The sequence below is a fragment of the Ponticoccus sp. (in: a-proteobacteria) genome, assembly GCF_048381735.1.
The window spans coordinates 240,537-259,895 of sequence record NZ_JBLXGL010000002.1 but is presented as its reverse complement, the minus strand read 5'-3'; the positions used below and the strand labels follow the sequence as shown (position 1 = coordinate 259,895).

The following is a 19,359-nucleotide window of genomic DNA, read 5'->3' as shown; positions in this document are numbered from 1 at the left end:
GTCTTCGGGCAAGGGGCCGCGCCGGTCCGGCAGGGCAGCGCATGCATTGGACAGATGCGCGGGGGGCGGCGGGTCGAACCGCCGAAGGTCAGACACCGGATCGGCATCGCCCGATGCCGGGGGTTGGCCCCTTCCGGTCGGCCCGTCCCGGTGTTCAGGCGGGGGCCGTCACGCCGGGTGGTTGTCCCGGGCGGCCATGCGCCGGGCCATCTCGACCATGCGGGCCGAGAAACCCCATTCGTTGTCGTACCAGCCCAGCACGCGCAGCTGGCGGGCGCCGGTCGCCATGGTTTCCGGCAAGGCCAGCACCAGCGATTCGGGCCGGGCGCGAAAGTCGGTGGACACGCAGGGGTCGTCGCAGAGCCCGACCAGCGGCGACCCCGCGAAGGCCTCGCGCAGGAAGTCCGTCGCCGGTTCGTCGATGTCCTCGCAGGTGTGGATCACCGCGTCGATGGCCGAGACCGAGATGCTGGGCACCCGCACGGCGGCGATGCTGAGGCGGCCCTGAAGGTCGGGCAGCACGCCGATCACCTGCCCGGCGGCGCTGGTGGTGGTGGGGATCATCGACACGGCTGCGGCGCGTGACCGTTCGGGCGACGGCCCGGGTGCATCCACCGTCGGCTGGCTGCCGGTGTAGCAGTGGATCGTCGTCACATGCGCGCGCTCGATGCCCAGCCCAAGGTCCAGCGCCCGCAGCAGCGGCGCGATGGCATTGGTGGTGCAGGATGCATTGGACACGATGCGCGCATCGCGCAGGTCCTGCTCGTTCGCGCCCAGCACCACGGTCACATCGGCGGCGGGCGAGGGGCCGGAGATCAGCACCGCCCCGGCGCCCGCGTGCAACCCGGCCTCCGCGATCTCGCGGCTTTGCGCGCGCCCGGTGCATTCCAGCACCACGTCGACGCCGGTCAGATCCAGCGCCCGCAGGTCGCGCTCCTGCGTGAAGGGGATGCGGATGCCCTGCGTTTCCAGCCAGCCCGGGCCATGGGTGACGGGGGCCGGGAAGGGGCCATAGACGCTGTCGTAGCGCAAGAGGTAGGCGCAGGTGTCCAGCGCGGCGATATCGTTGATGCCGACCACCTCAAGGCCAGTGCCGCCCCGGGCGATCTGGCGGAACAGGGTGCGGCCAATGCGGCCGAATCCGTTGAGGAAGACGCGGACGGGGCGGGTCATGGCGGGCCTTTCCGGTTTGGGCAACATGCGGGCAGGGTCGACATCAGGGCACTCGGAACAGGGGCCGCGACTCATGCGCCGCGGCCCCGTGCAGTCATGACAGGCTTGTGTGGCGGTTAGAAGTCCACCTCGATGGCAACGCCCTTTTCGACCGCAAGGTCGACGACAGAGGCGGCGACGGCAAGATCCTGAAGCCCGACCCCGGTGCCGTCGAACAGCGTGATCTCTTCCGCCGATTGCCGCCCCGGATGGGTGCCGTTGATCACCGCGCCAAGCTGGGCGATGTCCCCGGGCTTCAGCTTGCCCTCCGCCACCGCGTGCTGCGCCTCGCCGATGCTGACGGACTGCGCGACCTCGTCGGTGAAGACGGTGGCGCGGGTCAGCAGCGCGGCCTCGACCTCTTGCTTGCCCTTGGTGTCGGTGCCCATGCAGGCGATATGCGTGCCGGGGCTGACGTGCTCGGCCAGCAGAGAGGGGGCAAAGGCCGAGGTGATGGTGATGATCACATCCGCCTGCGCCATGCCGGGCAGCTCGACCGCCTCGAAGGGCACGTCCGCCTCCTGCGCGACCTTTTCGAGGTTGGGCAGCATCTCGGGGTGCAGGTTCCAGGCCACGACCTTCTCGAAGGGGCGCTGCTCCAGCGCGGCGCGCAGCTGGAAGGTCGCCTGATGGCCCGCGCCGATCATGCCGAGGACCTTGGAGTCCTCGCGCGCCAGATGCCGGATCGAGACCGACGAGGCGGCGGCGGTCCTGAGCGCGGTCAGAAGGTTGCCGCCGACCATGGCGCGGGCCTTTCCGGTATCCGGGTCGAACAGGAAGACCGTGGACTGGTGATTGATTTCCTTGCGCTTTTCCAGGTTGTGCGGCCAGTAGCCGCCCGCCTTAAGGCCCAGCGTCAGCCCCGCGCGGTCAAAGCCGCCCTTGAAGCCGTAAAGCGCATCCTCATGCCCGATCGCCTCGCGCACCACGGGGAAGTTGTAGGCGTCGCCAGAGGCCATGGCGGCAAAGACGCTCTCGACGGCGGCAAAGGCCGCCTCGCGGGTCATCAGGTCGGCAATCTCGCGTTCGGGCACGATCAGCATGGGGGGTATCCTTTGCGTTGGGGGTCGGGGCCGCCGCTTGGCGCGGCCCCGGTGTCGTTTGCTGCGACGGCGCGCGGCCGTCGGTGGCGCGGTTGCAAGGCAGGCCGCCCAGCACCGGGCCGCCCGCTGATGCGCCGCCGTTCAGGCAGGCCCCGGACGGTGGCGATGAGCCGTGTTCGCGGCCCGCCGATCACCGGCGCAGGGACCGGGGTGGCCAGCGCCGGACGGCGAACCGAAGCGACAGGCAGCCCGGCGCGGTTGCCGGGCCTGACCCCTGTCTTGTCCGGCGCCCTACGGGCCCCCGGACCGGCGCCAGAACCGGGGCCCTGCGGGATATCGGTCATTGCCCTTTTCCCTTTCAGACAGGGGCCCGTTCCGGTTTTCCGACGGTCCTTTCGCGCAGCTGTCCGCCACCGCCCTGAGGGCATGGGGAACAGGCGGATTCCCGGCCCATCGCGGACCGGGAGCCGCCCGTCACGAAAGGTCAGTAGGCCTTGCCGCGGGCCGAGACCGGCCAGACGGTTTCGACCTTGCCGTTCCGCACGCCGACGTACCAGTCATGCACGTTGGCGGTCGGGTCGCAGTGGCCGGGAACAAGGCGCAGCTTGTCGCCGACCTTCAGCGCGCCCTTGGGGTCGCTGATCACGCCGTGCTCGTCCGAGCACTTGATGTATTCCACGTCGTCGCGCCCGAATATGAAGGGCAACCCGCTGTCCACCGACTGCGCCTTCAGGCCCGCGTCGCAGATCGCCTTGTCGGCCTTGGCGTGGGACATGACGGAGGTGAGGATGAAGAAGGCGTTCTCCCACTCGCCCGCGTCGATGCGCTTGCCGTCTTCGTCGAGGATGCGGCCGTAGTCCGCGTCCATGAAGGCGTAGCTGCCGCACTGAAGCTCGTTGTACAGGCCCGAGTTCGACTCGAAGTAGTAAGAGCCGGTGCCGCCGCCGGACACGAGGCCGGTCTCGATCCCCAGCGCCTTCAGCGCCGCGACCGCGTCCCCGACCTGCGCCACGGCGGCGTCGATCTTGGCCTTGCGGTCGGCATAGCTATCCATGTGCTGCATGGCGCCCTGATAGGCCTGAATGCCCTTGTAGGTCAGGTTGGGCGCGGCCTCGACGGCCTTGACGATCTCGACCACCGCCTCTGTGGTGGTGACGCCGCAGCGGCCCGCGCCGCAGTCGATCTCGACGAAGATGCCCAGTTCGGTGCCGTGCTTCTGCGCCGCCTCGGAGAGTTCGGCGATGTTGGCCACGTCATCGACGCAGACGGTGATCTGCGCGCCGTGCTTGGGCAGCCGGGCCAGCCGGTCGATCTTGGCCGGGTCGCGGACCTGGTTCGAGACCAGAACATCCTTGATGCCGCCGCGCACGAAGACCTCGGCCTCGGACACCTTCTGGCAGCAGACGCCTGCTGCGCCGCCCAGTTCCATCTGCAGCTTCAGCACGTCCACGGATTTGTGCATCTTGCCGTGGGCGCGGTGGCGCATGCCGTGCGCCTTGGCGTAATCGCCCATCTTCTTCACGTTGCGCTCCAGCGCGTCTAGGTCGAGGACCAGCGCGGGGGTCTGGATGTCGGCGGCGTCCATGCCGGGCTTGGCGGGGATGTCGAAACCGACTTCGTAAGCGTCGAGGTTGGTCATGTCTTTCATCTCGTGTTCCTTTTCAGGGTCAGCCGGGCAGAGGCCCGGCCTGCGGCGTTTCGGTGTGGCTCAGACCATCCAGGGGAGGCGGTCGAGGTCGACGTTGCCGCCGGTCAGGACGATGCCCACGCGCTTGCCGCGGAAGGCCTCGGGGTTCTTCAGGACGCAGGCCATGGGCACCGCCGAAGACGGCTCCATCACCACGCGCAGGTGCTTCCAGACCAGCTTCATCGCGTCGACGATCTCTGTCTCCGAGGCGGTGTAGATCTCGGTCACGTGGTTCGACACAAAATGCCAGGTGAGGTCCTTCAGCGGCACCAGCAGCCCGTCCGCGATGGTCTTGGGCGCGTCGTCGGCGATGATGTGACCGGCCTTGAAGCTGCGGTAGGCGTCATCCGCCTGTTCCGGCTCTGCCGCGATCACCTGGCATTCCGGCGCCAGCGTCGCCAGCGTCAGGCAGGTGCCCGAGATCATGCCGCCGCCGCCGATGGGGGCCACGACCATGTCGAGACCGTCGGTCTGCTCCATGAACTCCTTCGAACAGGTGCCCTGCCCGGCGATCACGCGCGGGTCGTTGTAGGGGTGGACGAAGTCGCCGCCGGTCTTGGCCTGAACCTCGGCAAATGTGGCCTCGCGACTGCTGGTCGAGGGCTCGCATTCGGTGATCTGCCCGCCGTAACGGCGGACCGTGTCCTTCTTGGCCTGCGGCGCGGTGCGCGGCATGACGACGTTGCAGGGGATGCCCCGCCGCATCGCCGCATAGCTGAGGCAAGAGGCATGGTTGCCCGAGCTGTGGGTCGCCACGCCCTTGGCCGCCTGTGCATCGTCCAGACCGAAGACCGCGTTGCAGGCGCCGCGGACCTTGAAGGCCCCCGGCTCCTGAAAGTTCTCGCACTTGAAGAACAGCTCGGCGCCGGCCCGCTCGTTCAGATAGGCCGAGGTGCGCACCTCTGTCCGGCGGATATGCGGCTTGATGCGCTCATGCGCGGCCAGCATGTCCTCGTAGGTGGGGATGATCATGGCGTGATCCTTCATGCCGCGGCCTGCAAAGCGGTGCGGTTGGCACGGTAGTAGTCCTGCGCCGCCGCGACGCCCGACCCCAGCGTGATGTTCAGGCCCAGATCGGCCATGACCATCTCTGCCGTGGCGATGCCGGACAGGGCCATCACGTCGGTCAGCGACCCAAGGTGCCCGATGCGGAAGACCTTGCCCGCGACCTCGCCCAGCCCGGTGCCGAAGGCGACGCCATAGGCGCTTGCCGCATGCTCGACAATCCGGGTCGCGTCAAAACCCTCGGGCGTGCGGATCGCGCTGACGGTGTCCGAGTAGACCTCCGGCGAGGCGGCGCAAAGCTCCAGCCCCCAGGCCTTGACGGCGGCGCGCACGCCCTCGGCGATGCGGTGGTGACGGGCAAAGACATTCTCCAGCCCCTCGGCCAGCAGCATCCCGCAGGCCTCGTTCAGCCCGTTCAGCAGGCCGACGGCGGGGGTGTAGGGATAGGCGTTGTTGGCATAGCCCTTGGCCATGTCCGCCACGTCGAAGAAGGTGCGCGGCAGGGTCGCGGTCCTGGTCGCCGCCATCGCCTTGGGCGAAAAGCCGGTGATCGCCAGACCCGGCGGCAGCATGAAGCCCTTCTGCGAGCCGGTGACGGCAACGTCCACGCCCCATTCGTCGAAGCGGAAGTCCATCGAGGCGATGGAGCTGACGCCATCCACGAACAGCAGCGCCGGGTGACCGGCGGCGTCCAGCGCGCGGCGGACGGCGGCGATGTCGGACTTCACGCCGGTCGCGGTCTCGTTATGCGTGGCCAGAACCGCCTTGATCCGGTGGCCGGTGTCGGCGGTCAGGATTTCCTCGTAGCGGTCGGCGGGCAGGCCCTGGCCCCAGGGGGTTTCGACGATCTCGACGTCCAGCCCGTGGCGTTGGCACATGTCGATCCAGCGATGGCTGAACATGCCGTTGCGCGCGGCCAGCACGGTGTCGCCCGCCGACAGGCAGTTCGACAGCGCGGTTTCCCAGCCGCCGGTGCCGGTGGACGGGAAGATGAAGACCTCGGCGCTTTCGCTTTTCAGAACCTTGCGCACGCCCTCGCGCGCCGGGTGCAGGATCTGACCGAACAGCGGCGAGCGGTGGTCGATCGTCGGCATGTCGCAGGCCTTGCGCAGCCGCTCGGGGATATTGGTCGGGCCGGGAATGAAAACCGGGTTCTGAAAGCTCATGGCGTGTCTCCCTTCGTCATGATGGGCACCATAGGCGCGGCCCCCGCGCCGGGATACTTTTTTGAATGCGTTTTTCATTTTGAAAGGGTGCAGGGAAAGTTGATTATTTACAGAGCTTTACATTTTTCATATCGTGAATACGCATTTCATGAAAAACGAAAGGCATCTCATGGATTCGCAAGACAATGGCCCGCGCGGCAGCCGCAAGGCCCGAGGCCGCCCGCGCGACTGGGCGGACAAGACCGCGCAGAACACCATCAAGTCGCTGGACCGCGCCATGGAGGTCTTCGAATTCCTCAGCGAGCGGCAGGGCATGGCGCTCAGCACGATCTCGGACGAGATGGACCAGTCGCCCTCGACGGTCTACCGCGTGCTGGTCACGCTGGAGGGGCGCGGGCTGGTGGAATTCGACGCCGAGGAACAGCTTTGGCACATCGGTGCGCGGGCCTTCACCATCGGCGCGCGCTTCCTGCGGCGCACCAGCCTTGTCGACCGCGCCCGCCCGGTGATGCGCAGGCTGATGGAGGCGACCGGCGAGACCGCCAACCTTGGCGTCGAGAAGGAGGGGCAGGTGCTGTTCCTCAGCCAGGTCGAGACCCATGCCAATATCCGCGCCTTCTTTCCGCCCGGCACGCTTTCGGCGATGCATGCCTCGGGGATCGGCAAGGCGCTTCTGGCGCAGATGGACGAGGGCAGGCTGATGCGGCGGCTCGACGGCGGGCTGGAGGCCTTTACCCCCCATACCGTGACCGACCGCGCGGCACTGCTGGAGGATCTCGCCCGCATCCGGGCGCGCGGTTACTCCATCGACGACGAGGAACGCAACCTGGGGATGCGCTGCATCGCGGCCCCGGTCTTCGACGCGGCGGGCGAGGCGCTGGCGGGCATCTCGGTGTCGGGCCCGACAAGCCGGGTCACGCAAGACGAACTGAACAGGTTGAGCCGCCCCGTGATCGAGGCGGCCCGGACCCTGACAGAGGCCATCGGAGGGCAGGTTACTCCGCAGCCTTGAGCCTCTGGCTGCGCGGCTGCGCCAAGGCGCCGGGGCGCAGCGCCATGTGCCGGTTCACGTCCTTGTACAGCAGATAGCGGAACGGCCCCGGTCCCCCGGCGTAGCAGGCCTGCGGGCAGAAGGCGCGCAGCCACATGAAATCGCCGGCCTCGACCTCGACCCAGTCGTTGTTCAGCTTGTAGACCGCCTTGCCTTCCAGCACGTAAAGCCCGTGCTCCATGACATGGGTCTCCAGAAAGGGGATCACGCCGCCGGGTTGCAGGGTGACGATGGTCACATGCATGTCGTGCCGCAGGTCGGCGGGATCGGCGAAACGCGTCGTGGCCCATGCGCCCTTGGTGTCGGGCATCGGCGTCGGCGCGATGTCGGCCTCGTTCAGGATCAGCACGTCCGGCTCCGAAAGGCCCGGGGCCGGTTCCCAGATCTTGCGCACCCAGTGGAACCGCAGCACGTCCGAGCCGCGGTTGTGCAGCCGCCAGTCGGCGCTGGGCGGCAGGTAGGCATAGCCCCCGGGCGTCAGCACATGGGTCTCGCCATTGACCTCCAGCCTGGCCTCGCCCTCGACCACGAAGAGCACGCCCTGCGCGCCTTCTTCGGTCTCTGGCATGTCGGACCCGCCGCCGGGCTGGACCTCCATGATGTACTGGCTGAAGGTCTCGGCGAAGCCCGACATCGGGCGGGCGATCACCCAAAGCCGCGTGTCGGTCCAGCCGGGCAGGAAGCTGGTGACGATGTCGCGCATCGTGCCCTTGGGGATCACCGCATAGGCCTCTGTAAAGATGGCGCGGTCGGTCAGAAGCTGGTCCTGCCCGGGCAGGCCACCGGTCGGGGCGTAATACTTGGGCGACATCTCGGGTCTCCGTCAAAGCCGTGTTCGACCGAGTATGCGCCGCGCTCATTGCCCATGAAAGCCGCAATGATCGGACAGGTCTTTTCCGGAAAATTTGAAAGTCACCACGAGTGGCGCGTTCGGGACCGAGGGGCGCTGCCCCCGGACCCCCGAGGTATTTCGAGGACCAGAGAAGATGAGGCGCGCCGCTCCACTTCTTTGGTCCAAAAGTACCTTGGGGGTTCGGGGGCAAAGCCCCCGGCCGGTCGCCTGCACGAAGGGCAGGCGAAACACAAAGAAAAAGGGCGGACCCTTTGGCCCGCCCGATCCGTCAGCCTGCCTTCAGCTGCAGGCGGCGCCGGTGCAGGACCGGTTCGGTGTAGCCGGAGGGTTGCTCGCGGCCCTCGAAGACCAGATCGCAGGCGGCCTGATAGGCGATCCCGTCGAAATCCGGTGCCATCGGACGGTACAGCGGATCGCCCGCGTTCTGGCGGTCCACCACCTCGGCCATCTGCTGCATGATCTCAGAGACCTCCTGCCGCGACACGACACCGTGGTGCAGCCAGTTGGCGATGTGCTGGGCCGAGATGCGGCAGGTGGCGCGGTCTTCCATCAGACCCACGTCATTGATGTCGGGCACCTTGGAGCAGCCGACGCCCTGATCGATCCAGCGCACCACGTAGCCCAGGATGCCCTGCGCGTTGTTCTCGACCTCGCGGCGGATCTGCGCGGGGGTCCACTTGCGGTAGGCCGCCAGCGGGATATCCAGCAGCGCGTCGACGTAGGCGCGGCGCCCGCCCTTGGCCAGCTGCGCCTGCACCGCCAGCACGTCGACCTTGTGGTAATGCGTGGCATGCAGCACCGCCGCTGTGGGCGAGGGCACCCAGGCGCAGTTGGCGCCCGCGCGGGGGTGCTCGATCTTGGTTTCGAGCATCGCGGCCATGCTGTCGGGTTGCGCCCACATGCCCTTGCCGATCTGCGCCTTGCCGGACAGCCCGCATTCCAGACCGATATCGACGTTCTGGTTCTCGTAGGCGGTGATCCAGCCCTTGCGCTTGATGAAGTCCTTGCGGCTGAAGGGCCCGGCCTCCATCGAGGTGTGGATCTCGTCCCCGGTCCGGTCGAGGAAGCCGGTGTTGATGAAGCACACGCGGTTCTGCGCGGCGCGGATGCATTCCTTGAGGTTCACCGAGGTGCGGCGTTCCTCGTCCATGATGCCCAGCTTCACCGTGTAGCGCGGCAGGCCAAGCGCCTCTTCCACATGGGTGAAGATCGCGTCGGAAAAGGCCACCTCTTCCGGGCCGTGCATCTTGGGCTTCACCACGTAGACCGAGCCGGTGACCGAGTTGCGCGGCCCCTCGGTCTTGGCAAGGTCGTGTTTGGCGATCAGCGTGGTGACCATCGCGTCCATCAGGCCCTCGAAGATCTCGTTGCCGTCGCGGTCGAGGATCGCGGGGTTGGTCATCAGGTGGCCGACGTTGCGCACCAGCAGCAGCGCGCGGCCCTTCAGGCTGACCTCACCCTCCGCGCCTGTGTAGGTCCGGTCGGCATTCAGCTTGCGGGTCACCGGTTTGCCGCCCTTCTCGAAGGTCTCGGACAGGTCGCCCTTCATCAGGCCCAGCCAGTTGCGATAGGCTTGCACCTTGTCGGCGGCATCCACGCAGGCCACCGAATCCTCGCAGTCGACGATGGCCGAGACGGCTGATTCCAGCAGCACATCCGCCAGCCCCGAGGGCGTCTGCGCGCCGATCGGGTGGCTGCGGTCGAAGACCAGTTCGACGTGCAGCCCGTTGTTCTTCAGCAGCACGGACGAGGGCGCCGAGGCCTCGCCCCGGTAGCCCACGAAGGCGCCGGGCGTCTTCAGCGCCGAGCCGTCCACCGTCAGAGCGCCGTCCTTGACGCTGTAGGCCTGCGCGCGGACGTGCGAAGTGTCTGTCAGCGGGAAGATCTGGTCGAGGAAGACCGCCGCCCGCGCCACGACCCGCGCGCCGCGCCCGTCGTCGAAGCCGCCCTTGGGCGGCAGGCCGCCCATGGCATCGGTGCCGTAGAAGCCATCGTAGAGGCTGCCCCAGCGCGCGTTCGCGGCGTTCAGGACAAAGCGTGCATTGGTCACCGGCACCACAAGCTGCGGGCCGGGCACCGTGGCGATCTCGGGGTCGACATTGGCGGTCTGGATGGTGAAGTCGTCGCCCTCGGGGACGATATAGCCGATCTCTTCGAGGAAGGCCTTGTAGGCGTCGCCGTCATGCGCCTTGCCCGCGCGCTCGCGGTGCCAGGCGTCGATCTGCGCCTGAAGCGCCTCGCGCTTGTCCAGCAGGGCGCGGTTCTTCGGGCCAAAGTCATGCGCCAGCCCCGACAGCCCGGACCAGAAGGCATCCGCCGTGACGCCGGTGCCGGGCAGCACCTCTGTTTCAAGGAACGCCGCAAGCTCGGAAGCGACGGACAGGCCTTCTCGGGTCACGCGGTCTTGGGTCTGGGGCACGGGCATCTCCTTGGCGGGTCTGTGCGGCGGCGCGAATGGTATGCCGCGGTGCACAATGGCTTTGGATGCGGTCATACCAGACAGGCCGCCCCCCGGTCATGCCCAAATTCCGAAAGGCGTTTCAAGGAAAGGAAGACAATCGCCCGCGTGCTAGGCCGGTTCGGCGGCCCTTTGCTGCAGCGGTGGGCGCGTCGTTGCTTTGCGCGGCGTCCCGGCCACGTAGGTTTCGACGGTGGCCCGGTCGTCGCCCATCACCTGCAGGACAAAGAGTTCCTCGGCCAGCGTTCCGGCGCGTTCGCACCGCAGTGCCATGGCCGGGGTCGCGCGGCTGTCCAGCACCACGACATCCGCCTCGGTGCCCGCGTCCAGCGTGCCGATGCGATCCTGAAGCCCCAGCACGCAGGCATTGCCGCGCGTCGCCCAATGGAAGGCGTTCAGCGGGTGCAGCGCGTGGCCCTGCAATTGCAGCACCTTGTAGCCCTCGTTCAGGGTCTGAAGCATGCAATAGCTGGTGCCCGCGCCCACATCGGTGGCGATGCCGCTGGTGATGCCGCGCGCGCCAAGGCCCGGCGCATCGAACAGCCCGCTGCCAAGGAACAGGTTCGAGGTCGGGCAAAACACCGGATGCGCTCCGGTCTCTGCCAGCGCGTCGATCTCGCGCGGGGTCAGGTGGATGGCATGACCCAGCAGCGTCTTCGGCCCCAGCAGGCCAAAGCCCTCGTAGACGTCGAGGTAATCGCGCGCCTCGGGGTACAGTTCCGCAGTATAGGCGATCTCGGCACGGTTCTCGGACAGATGCGTCTGGACGTGACACTCCGGGTGCTCGGCGGCCAGCGCACCCGCCATGGCCAGCTGTTCCGGCGTCGAGGTGATGGCGAAGCGCGGCGTGATCACATAGCCGTTGCGCCCCTTGCCGTGCCAGCGGTCGATCAGCGCCTTGCTGTCGTCATAGCCGCCTTGGGCCGTATCGCGCAGCCCGTCGGGGGCGTTGCGGTCCATCATCACCTTGCCCGCCAGCATCCGCATGTCGCGGTGCGTGGCCTCGGCAAAGAGCGCCTCGGCGCTGGCGGCATGGACAGAGCAGAAGCTGACGGCGGTGGTCGTGCCATGGGCCGTCAGCAGGTCGAGATACGCCCGCGCCATGCGCGCGGCATGGGCGGGATCGGCAAAGCGCGTTTCCTCGGGAAAGGTGTAGCCGTTCAGCCAGTCCAGCAGCTGTGCGCCCCACGATGCGATGACCTGCACCTGCGGAAAATGGATATGCGTGTCGATGAAGCCCGCCATCATCAGGTGCGGGCGGTGGTCCGTCACCGGGGCTTGGGGCGCCTGCGCCCGGACCTCGGCAAAGGTGCCTCGGGCGGCGATCAGCCCGTCCCGCATCAGCAGGCCCGCGTCCTCGATATAGGTATAGGCCTCGGTGTCATCGGGGCCTTGCGGGTCGCGGTGAAAGCTCAGCAGGCGGCCGCGCAGCAGCGTCTGGGTCATGTCTTGTGTCCTTGTCGGGGAAGGGGCGGCGCGCTGGCCGCCCCAGGGGTCTCAGGCCCGCTGCGGCGGGGTCTCGTCCAGCATGTCGGGTTCGTCCGGCACGATGATCCGCTGTTCCAGATCCTCCTTCGGGGCGACCAGCGGATACAGCCAGAGGAAGCCGCCGATGATCAGGTAGCCCACGGTGATCCCGTCGAACTGCGGTGCCTGAAGCGCGGCGGCATGGATGATGCCGACCGAGGACATGAAGGCCGCCGCCAGCGCAAAGCCGCCCGCCGCGCGGAAGCGCCCGTCGATCACGTCGGCGACGATGGCGCCCCAGATCAGGCCGGTCAGGATCGCGCCCTGGCTGAGCGCGAGGTGGCCGTCGTAATGCGCCCCCTCAATCAGCAGCGCGGCGGTCAGCCCTTCGTCACCCAGCGCGGGCAGGCCTTCGACCCCCTCGGCGCGCAGCGCGTTCAACAGAGAGCCCCATTTCGTCACCAGCAGCGACGAGACATGCGGCAGGATGGCAAAGCTGACGGCGGCCATATGCGCGGGTTTCACCGCCCAGGCCGTGTTGGTGATCAGGCTGACAGAGACGAAGACCAGCACCGGCGCCGCCGCCGCGACGGGGATCAGCCCGGCGAGGAAGGACAGGAAGCCAAGGAAGGCCGCCGCGCCGATCACCAGCGCCACGCCGATGACATAGCCCGCCCGCGCGTCCAGCCGCTTGTAGGCCGGGTGGCCGATGTAGACCGTCGTCGGGAAGGGCGAGCCGAAGACCGCGCCCAGCATGGTGCCCGCGCCGTCGGTGACCTGGCACAGGCCCACCGGGTAGCTGTCGCCCGCTGCCTCGGCGCTTTCGACGTTGTTCATGGTCTCGATGAAGTTGTAGATCTGCACCGGCACCAGCACGAGGAACAGCTCGGGGTTGGCAAAGAGGTACTGGATGCCCACGATCAGGTCGCCCAGGTAGGGCACCGGCGGGTAGAATCCCAGGCCCGATGTGTCGAAGGTGGACTGGCCCAGAACCACGGCGATCACCGTGCCCGCAAGGATCGCGACAAGGCCCGCGGGCAGGTTGCCGGGCAGGCGAAAGCGCCCGATCAGCCCCCAGAGGATGAACAGCAGGGCGGTGAAGCCGATCACCGGCTGCTCGAAGATCTGCGACAGCGGCACAGCCCCGATAAACATCAGCGCGATGCCGCAAAGCGTGCCCAGCATGCCCGCGCGCGGGGTGATCCGCTTCAGCCACGGCCCGACGATGGCGCCCATGGCGGCGACGATGCCGCCCATGAAGCCCGCGCCGATGCCCACCTGCCAGGCCAGCAGCGGGTCCTGCGTGGCCCAGTAGATCGGGCCGATCACGCCGAAGAGGTAGACGAACATCACCGGCGTCGAGATGCCGTATGGTAGGGCGGTGACGTCGCGGCCCAGCCGCTCTGCGGTGCGCTTGGCCATCAGCGTATAGACGGCGACGCCCGCAAGGATCGCGATGGCGGCGCCCGGCACGATGCGGCCGAAGACGATCTCGGCGGGCATGCCAAAGACGAACTGGCAGATCCCCGAGAGGATCAGCAGGTTCACGAGGTTGTCGGTAAAGAGCGCCCAGAAGGCGCTGCCGTCCCCTTTCGAGAACAGGGTGTATTCGTATTTTATGCCGCTCATGGCGGTCTCCCCCCTTATGTGTGACCGGATCTCCTGTCCGTCAGCGGATCAGGGCTCCCTTCCGGTCTGGTTGATGGTTCCGGGTGTCGATGGCCGTGGCCGTCGCCCGCGCGGTGCTGGTGGTCAGTTGCCCCATGACCTCGGCCACGACGAAGGCGGCGATGACGGCGGGGCGCTTGTCGGCGCTGCCCTGCGCGCCGATGGGACAGGTCAGCCGGTCAAAGGGCACCTCTGCGCAATGGTCGCGCATCCAGTTGCGCAGCTTCACCCGCTTGGTGGCAGAGCCGATCATCCCGACATAGGCCGCGTCGCCGCGTTCCAGCGCGGCGGAGGTCAGAAGGAAGTCGAGCCCGTGGTCATGGGTCAGCACGACAAAGGCACTGCCGGCGGGCGCCTGGGCGATGTCGATCTCGGGGATGGCCGAGACGCGGGTTTCCACGCGGGCGGTGCTTTGCGCGATCTCGGCGGAGCGCTGGTCGACAAGGATGCAGCGCACCGGCATATGCTGCAACAGATCCGCCAGCGCGCGCCCGACATGCCCTGCACCCAGGATGTATACATGCGGCAGCGCCGCTGCCTCCTGCTCTGCCCGGTCCAGCGCCGCGCGCTTGTCAGAGCTGCGCATCCGTCGCAGGCGCATTTCCACCCGACCGCCGCAGCATTGGCCGATCTCGGGGCCAAGCGGCAGGTCCAGCACCTCTGACAGCACGCCGTCGCGCAGCATCCTGCGCGCGGCGTTGATGGCGCGGTGTTCCAGCTGCCCGCCGCCGATGGTGCCATGCAGGGCCTCGGCGGCCACGAACATCTCGGTTCCCGCCTCGCGCGGGGACGACCCGCGCACCCGCGTCAGGGCCACGCGGACCACCGCCGCCTGGGTGTCGAGGAACCGGGCCAGCGTCATGCGGCGCCCCGGCGCAGGCGGTCCACCGCCATCAGCACGCGTTCCGGCGTGGCGGGCGCGTCAAGGCGCGGGCATTCGCGGTAATCCGCGACAGAGGCCACCGCCATCGACAGCGCCTCGAAGACCGAGATGCCCAGCATGAAGGGCGGCTCGCCCACGGCCTTCGACCGCTTGATCGTCAGCTCGCGGTTCTCGGACCAGTCGGCGAGGTTCACGTTGAAGACGCGCGGCCGGTCCGAGGCCAGCGGGATCTTGTAGGTCGAGGGCGCGTGTGTGCGCAGGCGCCCGGCATCGTCCCACCAAAGCTCTTCGGTGGTCAGCCAGCCCATGCCCTGGATAAAGGCGCCCTCGACCTGCCCGCGATCCAGCACCGGGTTCAGCGAGCGGCCCACGTCATGCAGAAGATCCGTCCGATCGACCCGGTATTCGCCGGTCAGCGTGTCGATGGTGACCTCGGAGCAAGAGGCGCCATAGGCGAAGTAGTAGAACGGGCGGCCCTGCCCCTTGTCACGGTCCCAGTGGATATCGGGCGTCTTGTAGAAACCCGCCGCCGACAGCTGCACGCGGGCCAGGTAGGCCTGCTTGATGAAGGCGTCGAAACTCAGGACCTCGGTGCCGATATGGACCTGATTGGCCTCGAAGCGCACCGCCTCGGGCGCGACCTGCCAATGCCCGGCGGCAAAATCCACCAGCCGCGCCTTGATCTGTTCGACCGCGTTCAGCGCCGCCATGCCGTTCAGGTCGGTCCCCGAAGAGGCGGCGGTGGCCGAGGTGTTGGGCACCTTCTCGGTTGTGGTCTTGGTGATCTTGATGCGCTCGAAATCGACCTGGAAGGCCTCTGCCACGACCTGCGCGACCTTGGTGTTCAGGCCCTGCCCCATCTCGGTGCCGCCGTGGTTCAGGTGGATCGAGCCGTCGTTGTAGACATGCACCAAGGCGCCCGCCTGATTGTACCAGGTCGCGGTGAAGGAGATGCCGAATTTCACCGGCGTCAGGGCGATACCCTTCTTCAGAACCGGTGAATGCAGGTTGTATGCAAGGATATCGGCGCGGCGCTGGCGATAGTCGGCGTTTTCTTCCAGCTCGGTCACGAGGCGGTCGAGGATATTGTCCGTGACCTCCTGGTGGTAGGGCGTCAGGTCGCGACCGGCGCCGCCGTAGAAGTTCGCCTTGCGCACGTCCAGCGGGTCCTGCCCGGTGGCATAGGCGATTTCCTCGATGATCCGCTCTGCGGCGATGACGCCCTGCGGCCCGCCAAAGCCCCGGAAGGCGGTGTTCGAGACGGTGTTCGTCTTCATCGGGCGGCTGGACAGGCGCACATGCGGGTAGAAGTAAGCGTTGTCCGCGTGGAACAGCGCGCGGTCGGTCACCGGGCCCGACAGGTCCGCCGAAAAGCCGCAGCGCGCGGCGAAGGTGCCGCCCACCGCCTCGATCCTCCCCGCGTCGTCAAAGCCGACCTCGTAGTCGATCACGAAGTCATGGCGCTTGCCGGTCGCGGTCATGTCCTGATCGCGGTCGGGGCGGATCTTGACGGCCCGTCCCCATTTCTTCGCGGCCAGCGCGGCGACGGCGGCAAAGAGGTTCATCTGGCTTTCCTTGCCGCCGAACCCGCCGCCCATGCGCCGCACGTTGACCACCACCGCATTCGACGGCACGCCCAGCACTTGCGCCACCATATGTTGCGCCTCGCTGGGGTGCTGGGTCGAGGAATAGACGATCACGTCGTCGTCTTCTCCGGGGATGGCACAGGCGATCTGGCCTTCGAGGTACATGTGATCCTGCCCGCCGACCGTCATGCGGCCCTTCAGGTGGTTCCGGGCAGCGGCCATGCCGGCGTCGAGATCCCCCCGTTGCAGCGTCAGCGGCGCGGTGACATGCGGATAGCCCGCCTCTTGCGCGGCGGTGGGGTCCAGCGCGTGGGGCAGCGGCGTGGCGTCGATCTTCGCCAGCAGGGCGGCGCGGCGGGCGATATCGCGGCTCTCTGCCACGACGGCGAAAAGGGGCTGGCCGTGGAACTGGATCAGGTCGGTCGGAAAGACCGGCTCGTCGTTCTGATGGGTCGGGCTGATGTCGTTCACGCCGGGAATGTCGGCGGCGGTCAGCACGCCGACGACGCCCGGCGCGGCGCGGACCGCGCTGAGGTCGAGGCTGTTTATCCGCGCATGGGTCACGTCGGAGACGCCAAGATAGGCGTGCAGCGCGCCCTCGGGCAGGGCGATGTCGTCGGTGTAATCGGCGCGCCCGGTGACATGCTTGGCGGCGCTGTCATGTATGCGATCTGTATGCGCGGCGCCGGTGATGGTTGTCAGGTCTTTCATCTCTCGGCCTCCCTCAGGCGGTTTCCAGCTGGACGGGCGTGGCGGCGCCGTCCTGTTCAAGGAAAAAGCGGCGCAGCAGGTTCTGCGCGGCCAGCGTCCGGTAGGCCGAAGAGGCGCGCCAGTCGCTGAGCGGGGTGAAGTCCTGCGCCAGCGCCTCTGCCGCCGTCTCGAAGGCGTCGCGGCCCCAGGGCTGGCCGACTAGCGCGGCCTCTGCCGCGGCGGCGCGTTTCGGCGTCGCGGCCATGCCGCCGAAGGCAAGGCGGGCGGCGGTGATGCGGCCATCCTCGACGGTGACGGAGAGCCCGGCCGCGACCGAAGAGATGTCCTCGTCGCGGCGCTTCGACAGCTTGTAGGCGGCGTTGCGCGTGTTCGGCCCGGGCAGCGGGATGCGGATGCTTTCCACGAACTCTCCGGCGGCGCGGTCCTGCTTGCCGTAGTCGATGAAGAAGGCCTCCAGCGGCAGGGTCCGGCGGGTGTCGCCGCGCCGCAGGGTGATCTGGGCGCCAAGGGCGATCAGCACGGGCGGCGTGTCCCCGATGGGCGAGCCATTGGCGATATTGCCGCCGACGGTGCCCATGTTGCGCACCTGCCAGCCCGCGATCCGGTCCCAATAGCCGGAGAGGTGGGGCAGGTGGCGCGACAGCAGGGACTGGCACTCGGTATAGCTGGCACCGGCGCCGATATGCAGGTCATCGCCTTGGTGCGCCACGGTTTTCAGGGCGTCCAGATGCCCGGTGAAGATGGCGGGGCCGATGGGGCGCAGGAACTTCGTCACCCACAGACCCACATCCGTGGCGCCCGCGACGATGGTCGCCTTGGGGTGTTCCAGCAGGCAGGCGGCAAGGTCGTCCACATCGGCGGGCAGGATCGCGCGGTTGTCTTCCGGCCCGGTGACCACGCGGCGCCCGTCGCGCAGCGCCGACAGGCGGGCGGTCATGGTCTCGCGTTCCGTTGTCAGGTGGTCCGAGGCGGGGGTGCCGTAGCGGCTGACGGCGACGGCGGCGCGGATGATCGGTGCGTAGCCGGTGCAGCGGCAGAGGTTGCCCTGAAGCGCCGTCTCGACCTGCTGCTCGGTCGGTTCCGGCGTTTGCATCCAGAGTGCATACAACGACATGACGAAGCCCGGCGTGCAAAAGCCGCACTGGCTGCCGTGGTGGTCGATCATGGCCTGTTGCACCGGGTGCAGGCGCCCGTCCGGGCCGCTGAGGTGTTCGACCGTGACGACGTGGCAGCCATCCAGAGAGGCAAGGAAGCGGATGCAGGCGTTGACCGGGTCGTAGCGCAGCCCGGCAGCGGTCAGGCGACCCACCAGCACGGTGCAGGCGCCGCAGTCGCCCTCGGCGCAGCCCTCCTTGGTGCCGGTCAGGCGCCGGTCGAGCCGCAGGAAATCCAGCAGCGTCTGGTCGGCGCCGACCTCGGGCACGGCGATCTCGCGGCCGTTGAGAATAAAGCGGATGTGGTCGCGGTCTGTCATGTCGTCCTCCCGTTGCCCCAAGGGCAAGGGCCAAGGGGACGGCGGAAGCATAGGCTCCGCGATTGAGTCGAAAAATCACCCTTAACGGCAAAGACTTTCAACAAACTGTTGAAAAAGGCGTGGCTGCCGGGCAGTCTGAGCGGCGTCGGGGGAGGCCGTCATGTCCTATATCGAAAGCCTGCGGGTCTTTGTCCGGGTGCTGGAGCTTGGCAGCATCACCTCGGGCGGGCGCGACCTGCGCCTGACCCCGGCGGTGGCCAGCAAGCGCCTGAAAGAGCTGGAGAAACACCTTGGCGTGCGGCTGTTCAACCGAACCACGCGCTCGATGACGCCGACCGAGGCGGGCAGCGTCTTCTACGACGAGGCCAAGGCCGTCCTGACCGCGATCGACCATGCCGAGGCGCGGGTGGCCAGCTTTTCACAGGTGCCGCGCGGGGCAATCCGGGTGCTGGCGCCGCTGGGTGTCGGGCGCCGGATCGTGGCGCCGCTGGTCCCGGCCTTCTCGGATGCCTACCCGGAAACCGAGGTGCGGATGCGCCTTTCGGACCGCAAGGTGGACCTGCTGGCGGACGGGCTGGATATCGCCTTCTTCGTCGGAGAGCCGGGCGATTCCACCATGAAGCTGCGCAAGATCGCCGATTGCGACCGGGTGCTTTGCGCCGCGCCGGACTATCTGGCGCGTTGCGGCACGCCGCAGGCGCCGGAGGATCTGCTGGCCCCCGATCACAACTGCCTGCTGCTGCGCTACCCGCGCTCGCCCGAGTATTTCTGGATGCTGCGCAGCCCCTCGGGGCCGCAGAAGCTGGAGGTGCGGGGCCGTTACGACGCCGACGATGGCGATGTGCTGACCGACTGGGCGCTGGCCGGGCGCGGCATTGCCAACAAGCCGCGCTTCGACGTGGCGGCGCATCTGGCCTCTGGCCGGCTGGTCGAGGTGCTGCCTGAAACCCCGCCGCTGGCGACCATCTTCGGCTGTCTCTACCCGCACAAGAAGTTGCAGGACCCCAAGATCCGGCTCTTCGTGGAACATGTCGCCCGGCAGAGCAAACCGCTGTTCGCCCGCCCGAAGGGCCCGGGGGCCCCTCAGGCCTAGCA

General features: G+C 67.9%; 14 protein-coding genes. 2 read left to right on the top strand and 12 right to left on the bottom strand.

The window, feature by feature from the left end; genetic code table 11:
* Nucleotides 1–168 precede the first annotated feature (168 nt).
* The 5 genes from ACN5KJ_RS05545 to bhcA all read right to left on the bottom strand — a co-directional run bounded on the left by ACN5KJ_RS05545 (nucleotide 169) and on the right by bhcA (nucleotide 6,113).
* On the bottom strand, nucleotides 169–1,173 hold the full coding sequence (locus ACN5KJ_RS05545) for a type I glyceraldehyde-3-phosphate dehydrogenase (protein ID WP_418592502.1): 1,005 nt from the start codon (nucleotides 1,171–1,173) through the stop codon (nucleotides 169–171).
* Nucleotides 1,174–1,289: 116 nt separating this feature from the next.
* Complete coding sequence (bhcD, locus tag ACN5KJ_RS05540; RefSeq protein ID WP_418592501.1) at nucleotides 1,290–2,255, bottom strand: iminosuccinate reductase BhcD; 966 nt, start codon at nucleotides 2,253–2,255, stop codon at nucleotides 1,290–1,292.
* A 484-nt stretch (nucleotides 2,256–2,739) separates the two neighbouring features.
* Nucleotides 2,740–3,903 (bottom strand): 3-hydroxy-D-aspartate aldolase BhcC, encoded by a 1,164-nt coding sequence (gene bhcC / locus ACN5KJ_RS05535; RefSeq protein WP_418592499.1) that lies wholly within the window; start codon nucleotides 3,901–3,903, stop codon nucleotides 2,740–2,742.
* Nucleotides 3,904–3,963: 60 nt separating this feature from the next.
* Nucleotides 3,964–4,929 (bottom strand): beta-hydroxyaspartate dehydratase BhcB, encoded by a 966-nt coding sequence (bhcB, locus tag ACN5KJ_RS05530; protein ID WP_418592497.1) that lies wholly within the window; start codon nucleotides 4,927–4,929, stop codon nucleotides 3,964–3,966.
* The gene (bhcA, locus tag ACN5KJ_RS05525; protein ID WP_418592495.1) at nucleotides 4,926–6,113 is read right to left on the bottom strand and encodes an L-aspartate--glyoxylate aminotransferase BhcA; all 1,188 of its coding nucleotides are present in this window, start codon (nucleotides 6,111–6,113) and stop codon (nucleotides 4,926–4,928) included. The genes bhcB and bhcA overlap by 4 nt, the downstream gene beginning before the upstream one ends.
* A gap of 169 nt (nucleotides 6,114–6,282) precedes the next feature.
* Here bhcA and bhcR point away from each other — a divergent pair, with 169 nt between their 5' ends.
* The gene (gene bhcR, locus ACN5KJ_RS05520) at nucleotides 6,283–7,125 is read left to right on the top strand and encodes an HTH-type transcriptional regulator BhcR (RefSeq protein ID WP_418592493.1); all 843 of its coding nucleotides are present in this window, start codon (nucleotides 6,283–6,285) and stop codon (nucleotides 7,123–7,125) included.
* Here bhcR and ACN5KJ_RS05515 read toward each other — a convergent pair.
* The 7 genes from ACN5KJ_RS05515 to xdhA all read right to left on the bottom strand — a co-directional run bounded on the left by ACN5KJ_RS05515 (nucleotide 7,109) and on the right by xdhA (nucleotide 18,264).
* The gene (locus tag ACN5KJ_RS05515) at nucleotides 7,109–7,975 is read right to left on the bottom strand and encodes a bifunctional allantoicase/(S)-ureidoglycine aminohydrolase (RefSeq protein ID WP_418592492.1); all 867 of its coding nucleotides are present in this window, start codon (nucleotides 7,973–7,975) and stop codon (nucleotides 7,109–7,111) included. The genes bhcR and ACN5KJ_RS05515 overlap by 17 nt on opposite strands.
* A 310-nt stretch (nucleotides 7,976–8,285) precedes the next feature.
* Complete coding sequence (locus ACN5KJ_RS05510) at nucleotides 8,286–10,436, bottom strand: malate synthase G (protein ID WP_418592490.1); 2,151 nt, start codon at nucleotides 10,434–10,436, stop codon at nucleotides 8,286–8,288.
* 150 nt (nucleotides 10,437–10,586) lie between these two features.
* Entirely contained in the window at nucleotides 10,587–11,921 is a 1,335-nt protein-coding gene (guaD, locus tag ACN5KJ_RS05505; RefSeq protein ID WP_418592488.1) for a guanine deaminase, read from the bottom strand.
* 51 nt (nucleotides 11,922–11,972) lie between these two features.
* On the bottom strand, nucleotides 11,973–13,571 hold the full coding sequence (locus ACN5KJ_RS05500) for a xanthine/uracil/vitamin C permease (protein ID WP_418592487.1): 1,599 nt from the start codon (nucleotides 13,569–13,571) through the stop codon (nucleotides 11,973–11,975).
* Nucleotides 13,572–13,611: 40 nt separating this feature from the next.
* The gene (xdhC, locus tag ACN5KJ_RS05495) at nucleotides 13,612–14,472 is read right to left on the bottom strand and encodes a xanthine dehydrogenase accessory protein XdhC (protein WP_418592485.1); all 861 of its coding nucleotides are present in this window, start codon (nucleotides 14,470–14,472) and stop codon (nucleotides 13,612–13,614) included.
* Complete coding sequence (xdhB, locus tag ACN5KJ_RS05490; RefSeq protein WP_418592483.1) at nucleotides 14,469–16,790, bottom strand: xanthine dehydrogenase molybdopterin binding subunit; 2,322 nt, start codon at nucleotides 16,788–16,790, stop codon at nucleotides 14,469–14,471. Before xdhB ends, xdhC begins: the two co-directional genes overlap by 4 nt.
* Before the next feature lie 13 nt (nucleotides 16,791–16,803).
* Nucleotides 16,804–18,264, bottom strand: a complete 1,461-nt coding sequence (gene xdhA / locus ACN5KJ_RS05485; RefSeq protein ID WP_418592482.1) for a xanthine dehydrogenase small subunit — start codon at nucleotides 18,262–18,264, stop codon at nucleotides 16,804–16,806.
* A 160-nt stretch (nucleotides 18,265–18,424) separates the two neighbouring features.
* On the opposite strand from xdhA, the gene ACN5KJ_RS05480 reads away from it, so the two are divergent.
* Entirely contained in the window at nucleotides 18,425–19,357 is a 933-nt protein-coding gene (locus ACN5KJ_RS05480) for a LysR family transcriptional regulator (RefSeq protein ID WP_347166261.1), read from the top strand.
* The last annotated feature ends 2 nt before the right edge of the window (nucleotides 19,358–19,359 follow it).

Bases quoted from the DNA above. Each gene is read 5' to 3' on its own strand.
- bhcC (WP_418592499.1), bottom strand. From the start codon at position 3,903: ATGAAAGACATGACCAACCTCGACGCTTACGAAGTCGGTTTCGACATC.
- xdhA (WP_418592482.1), bottom strand. From the start codon at position 18,264: ATGACAGACCGCGACCACATCCGCTTTATTCTCAACGGCCGCGAGATC.
- bhcB (WP_418592497.1), bottom strand. From the start codon at position 4,929: ATGAAGGATCACGCCATGATCATCCCCACCTACGAGGACATGCTGGCC.
- xdhC (WP_418592485.1), bottom strand. From the start codon at position 14,472: ATGACGCTGGCCCGGTTCCTCGACACCCAGGCGGCGGTGGTCCGCGTG.
- bhcA (WP_418592495.1), bottom strand. From the start codon at position 6,113: ATGAGCTTTCAGAACCCGGTTTTCATTCCCGGCCCGACCAATATCCCC.
- xdhB (WP_418592483.1), bottom strand. From the start codon at position 16,790: ATGAAAGACCTGACAACCATCACCGGCGCCGCGCATACAGATCGCATA.
- bhcR (WP_418592493.1), top strand. From the start codon at position 6,283: ATGGATTCGCAAGACAATGGCCCGCGCGGCAGCCGCAAGGCCCGAGGC.
- bhcD (WP_418592501.1), bottom strand. From the start codon at position 2,255: ATGCTGATCGTGCCCGAACGCGAGATTGCCGACCTGATGACCCGCGAG.
- ACN5KJ_RS05480 (WP_347166261.1), top strand. From the start codon at position 18,425: ATGTCCTATATCGAAAGCCTGCGGGTCTTTGTCCGGGTGCTGGAGCTT.
- ACN5KJ_RS05545 (WP_418592502.1), bottom strand. From the start codon at position 1,173: ATGACCCGCCCCGTCCGCGTCTTCCTCAACGGATTCGGCCGCATTGGC.
- ACN5KJ_RS05515 (WP_418592492.1), bottom strand. From the start codon at position 7,975: ATGTCGCCCAAGTATTACGCCCCGACCGGTGGCCTGCCCGGGCAGGAC.
- ACN5KJ_RS05500 (WP_418592487.1), bottom strand. From the start codon at position 13,571: ATGAGCGGCATAAAATACGAATACACCCTGTTCTCGAAAGGGGACGGC.
- guaD (WP_418592488.1), bottom strand. From the start codon at position 11,921: ATGACCCAGACGCTGCTGCGCGGCCGCCTGCTGAGCTTTCACCGCGAC.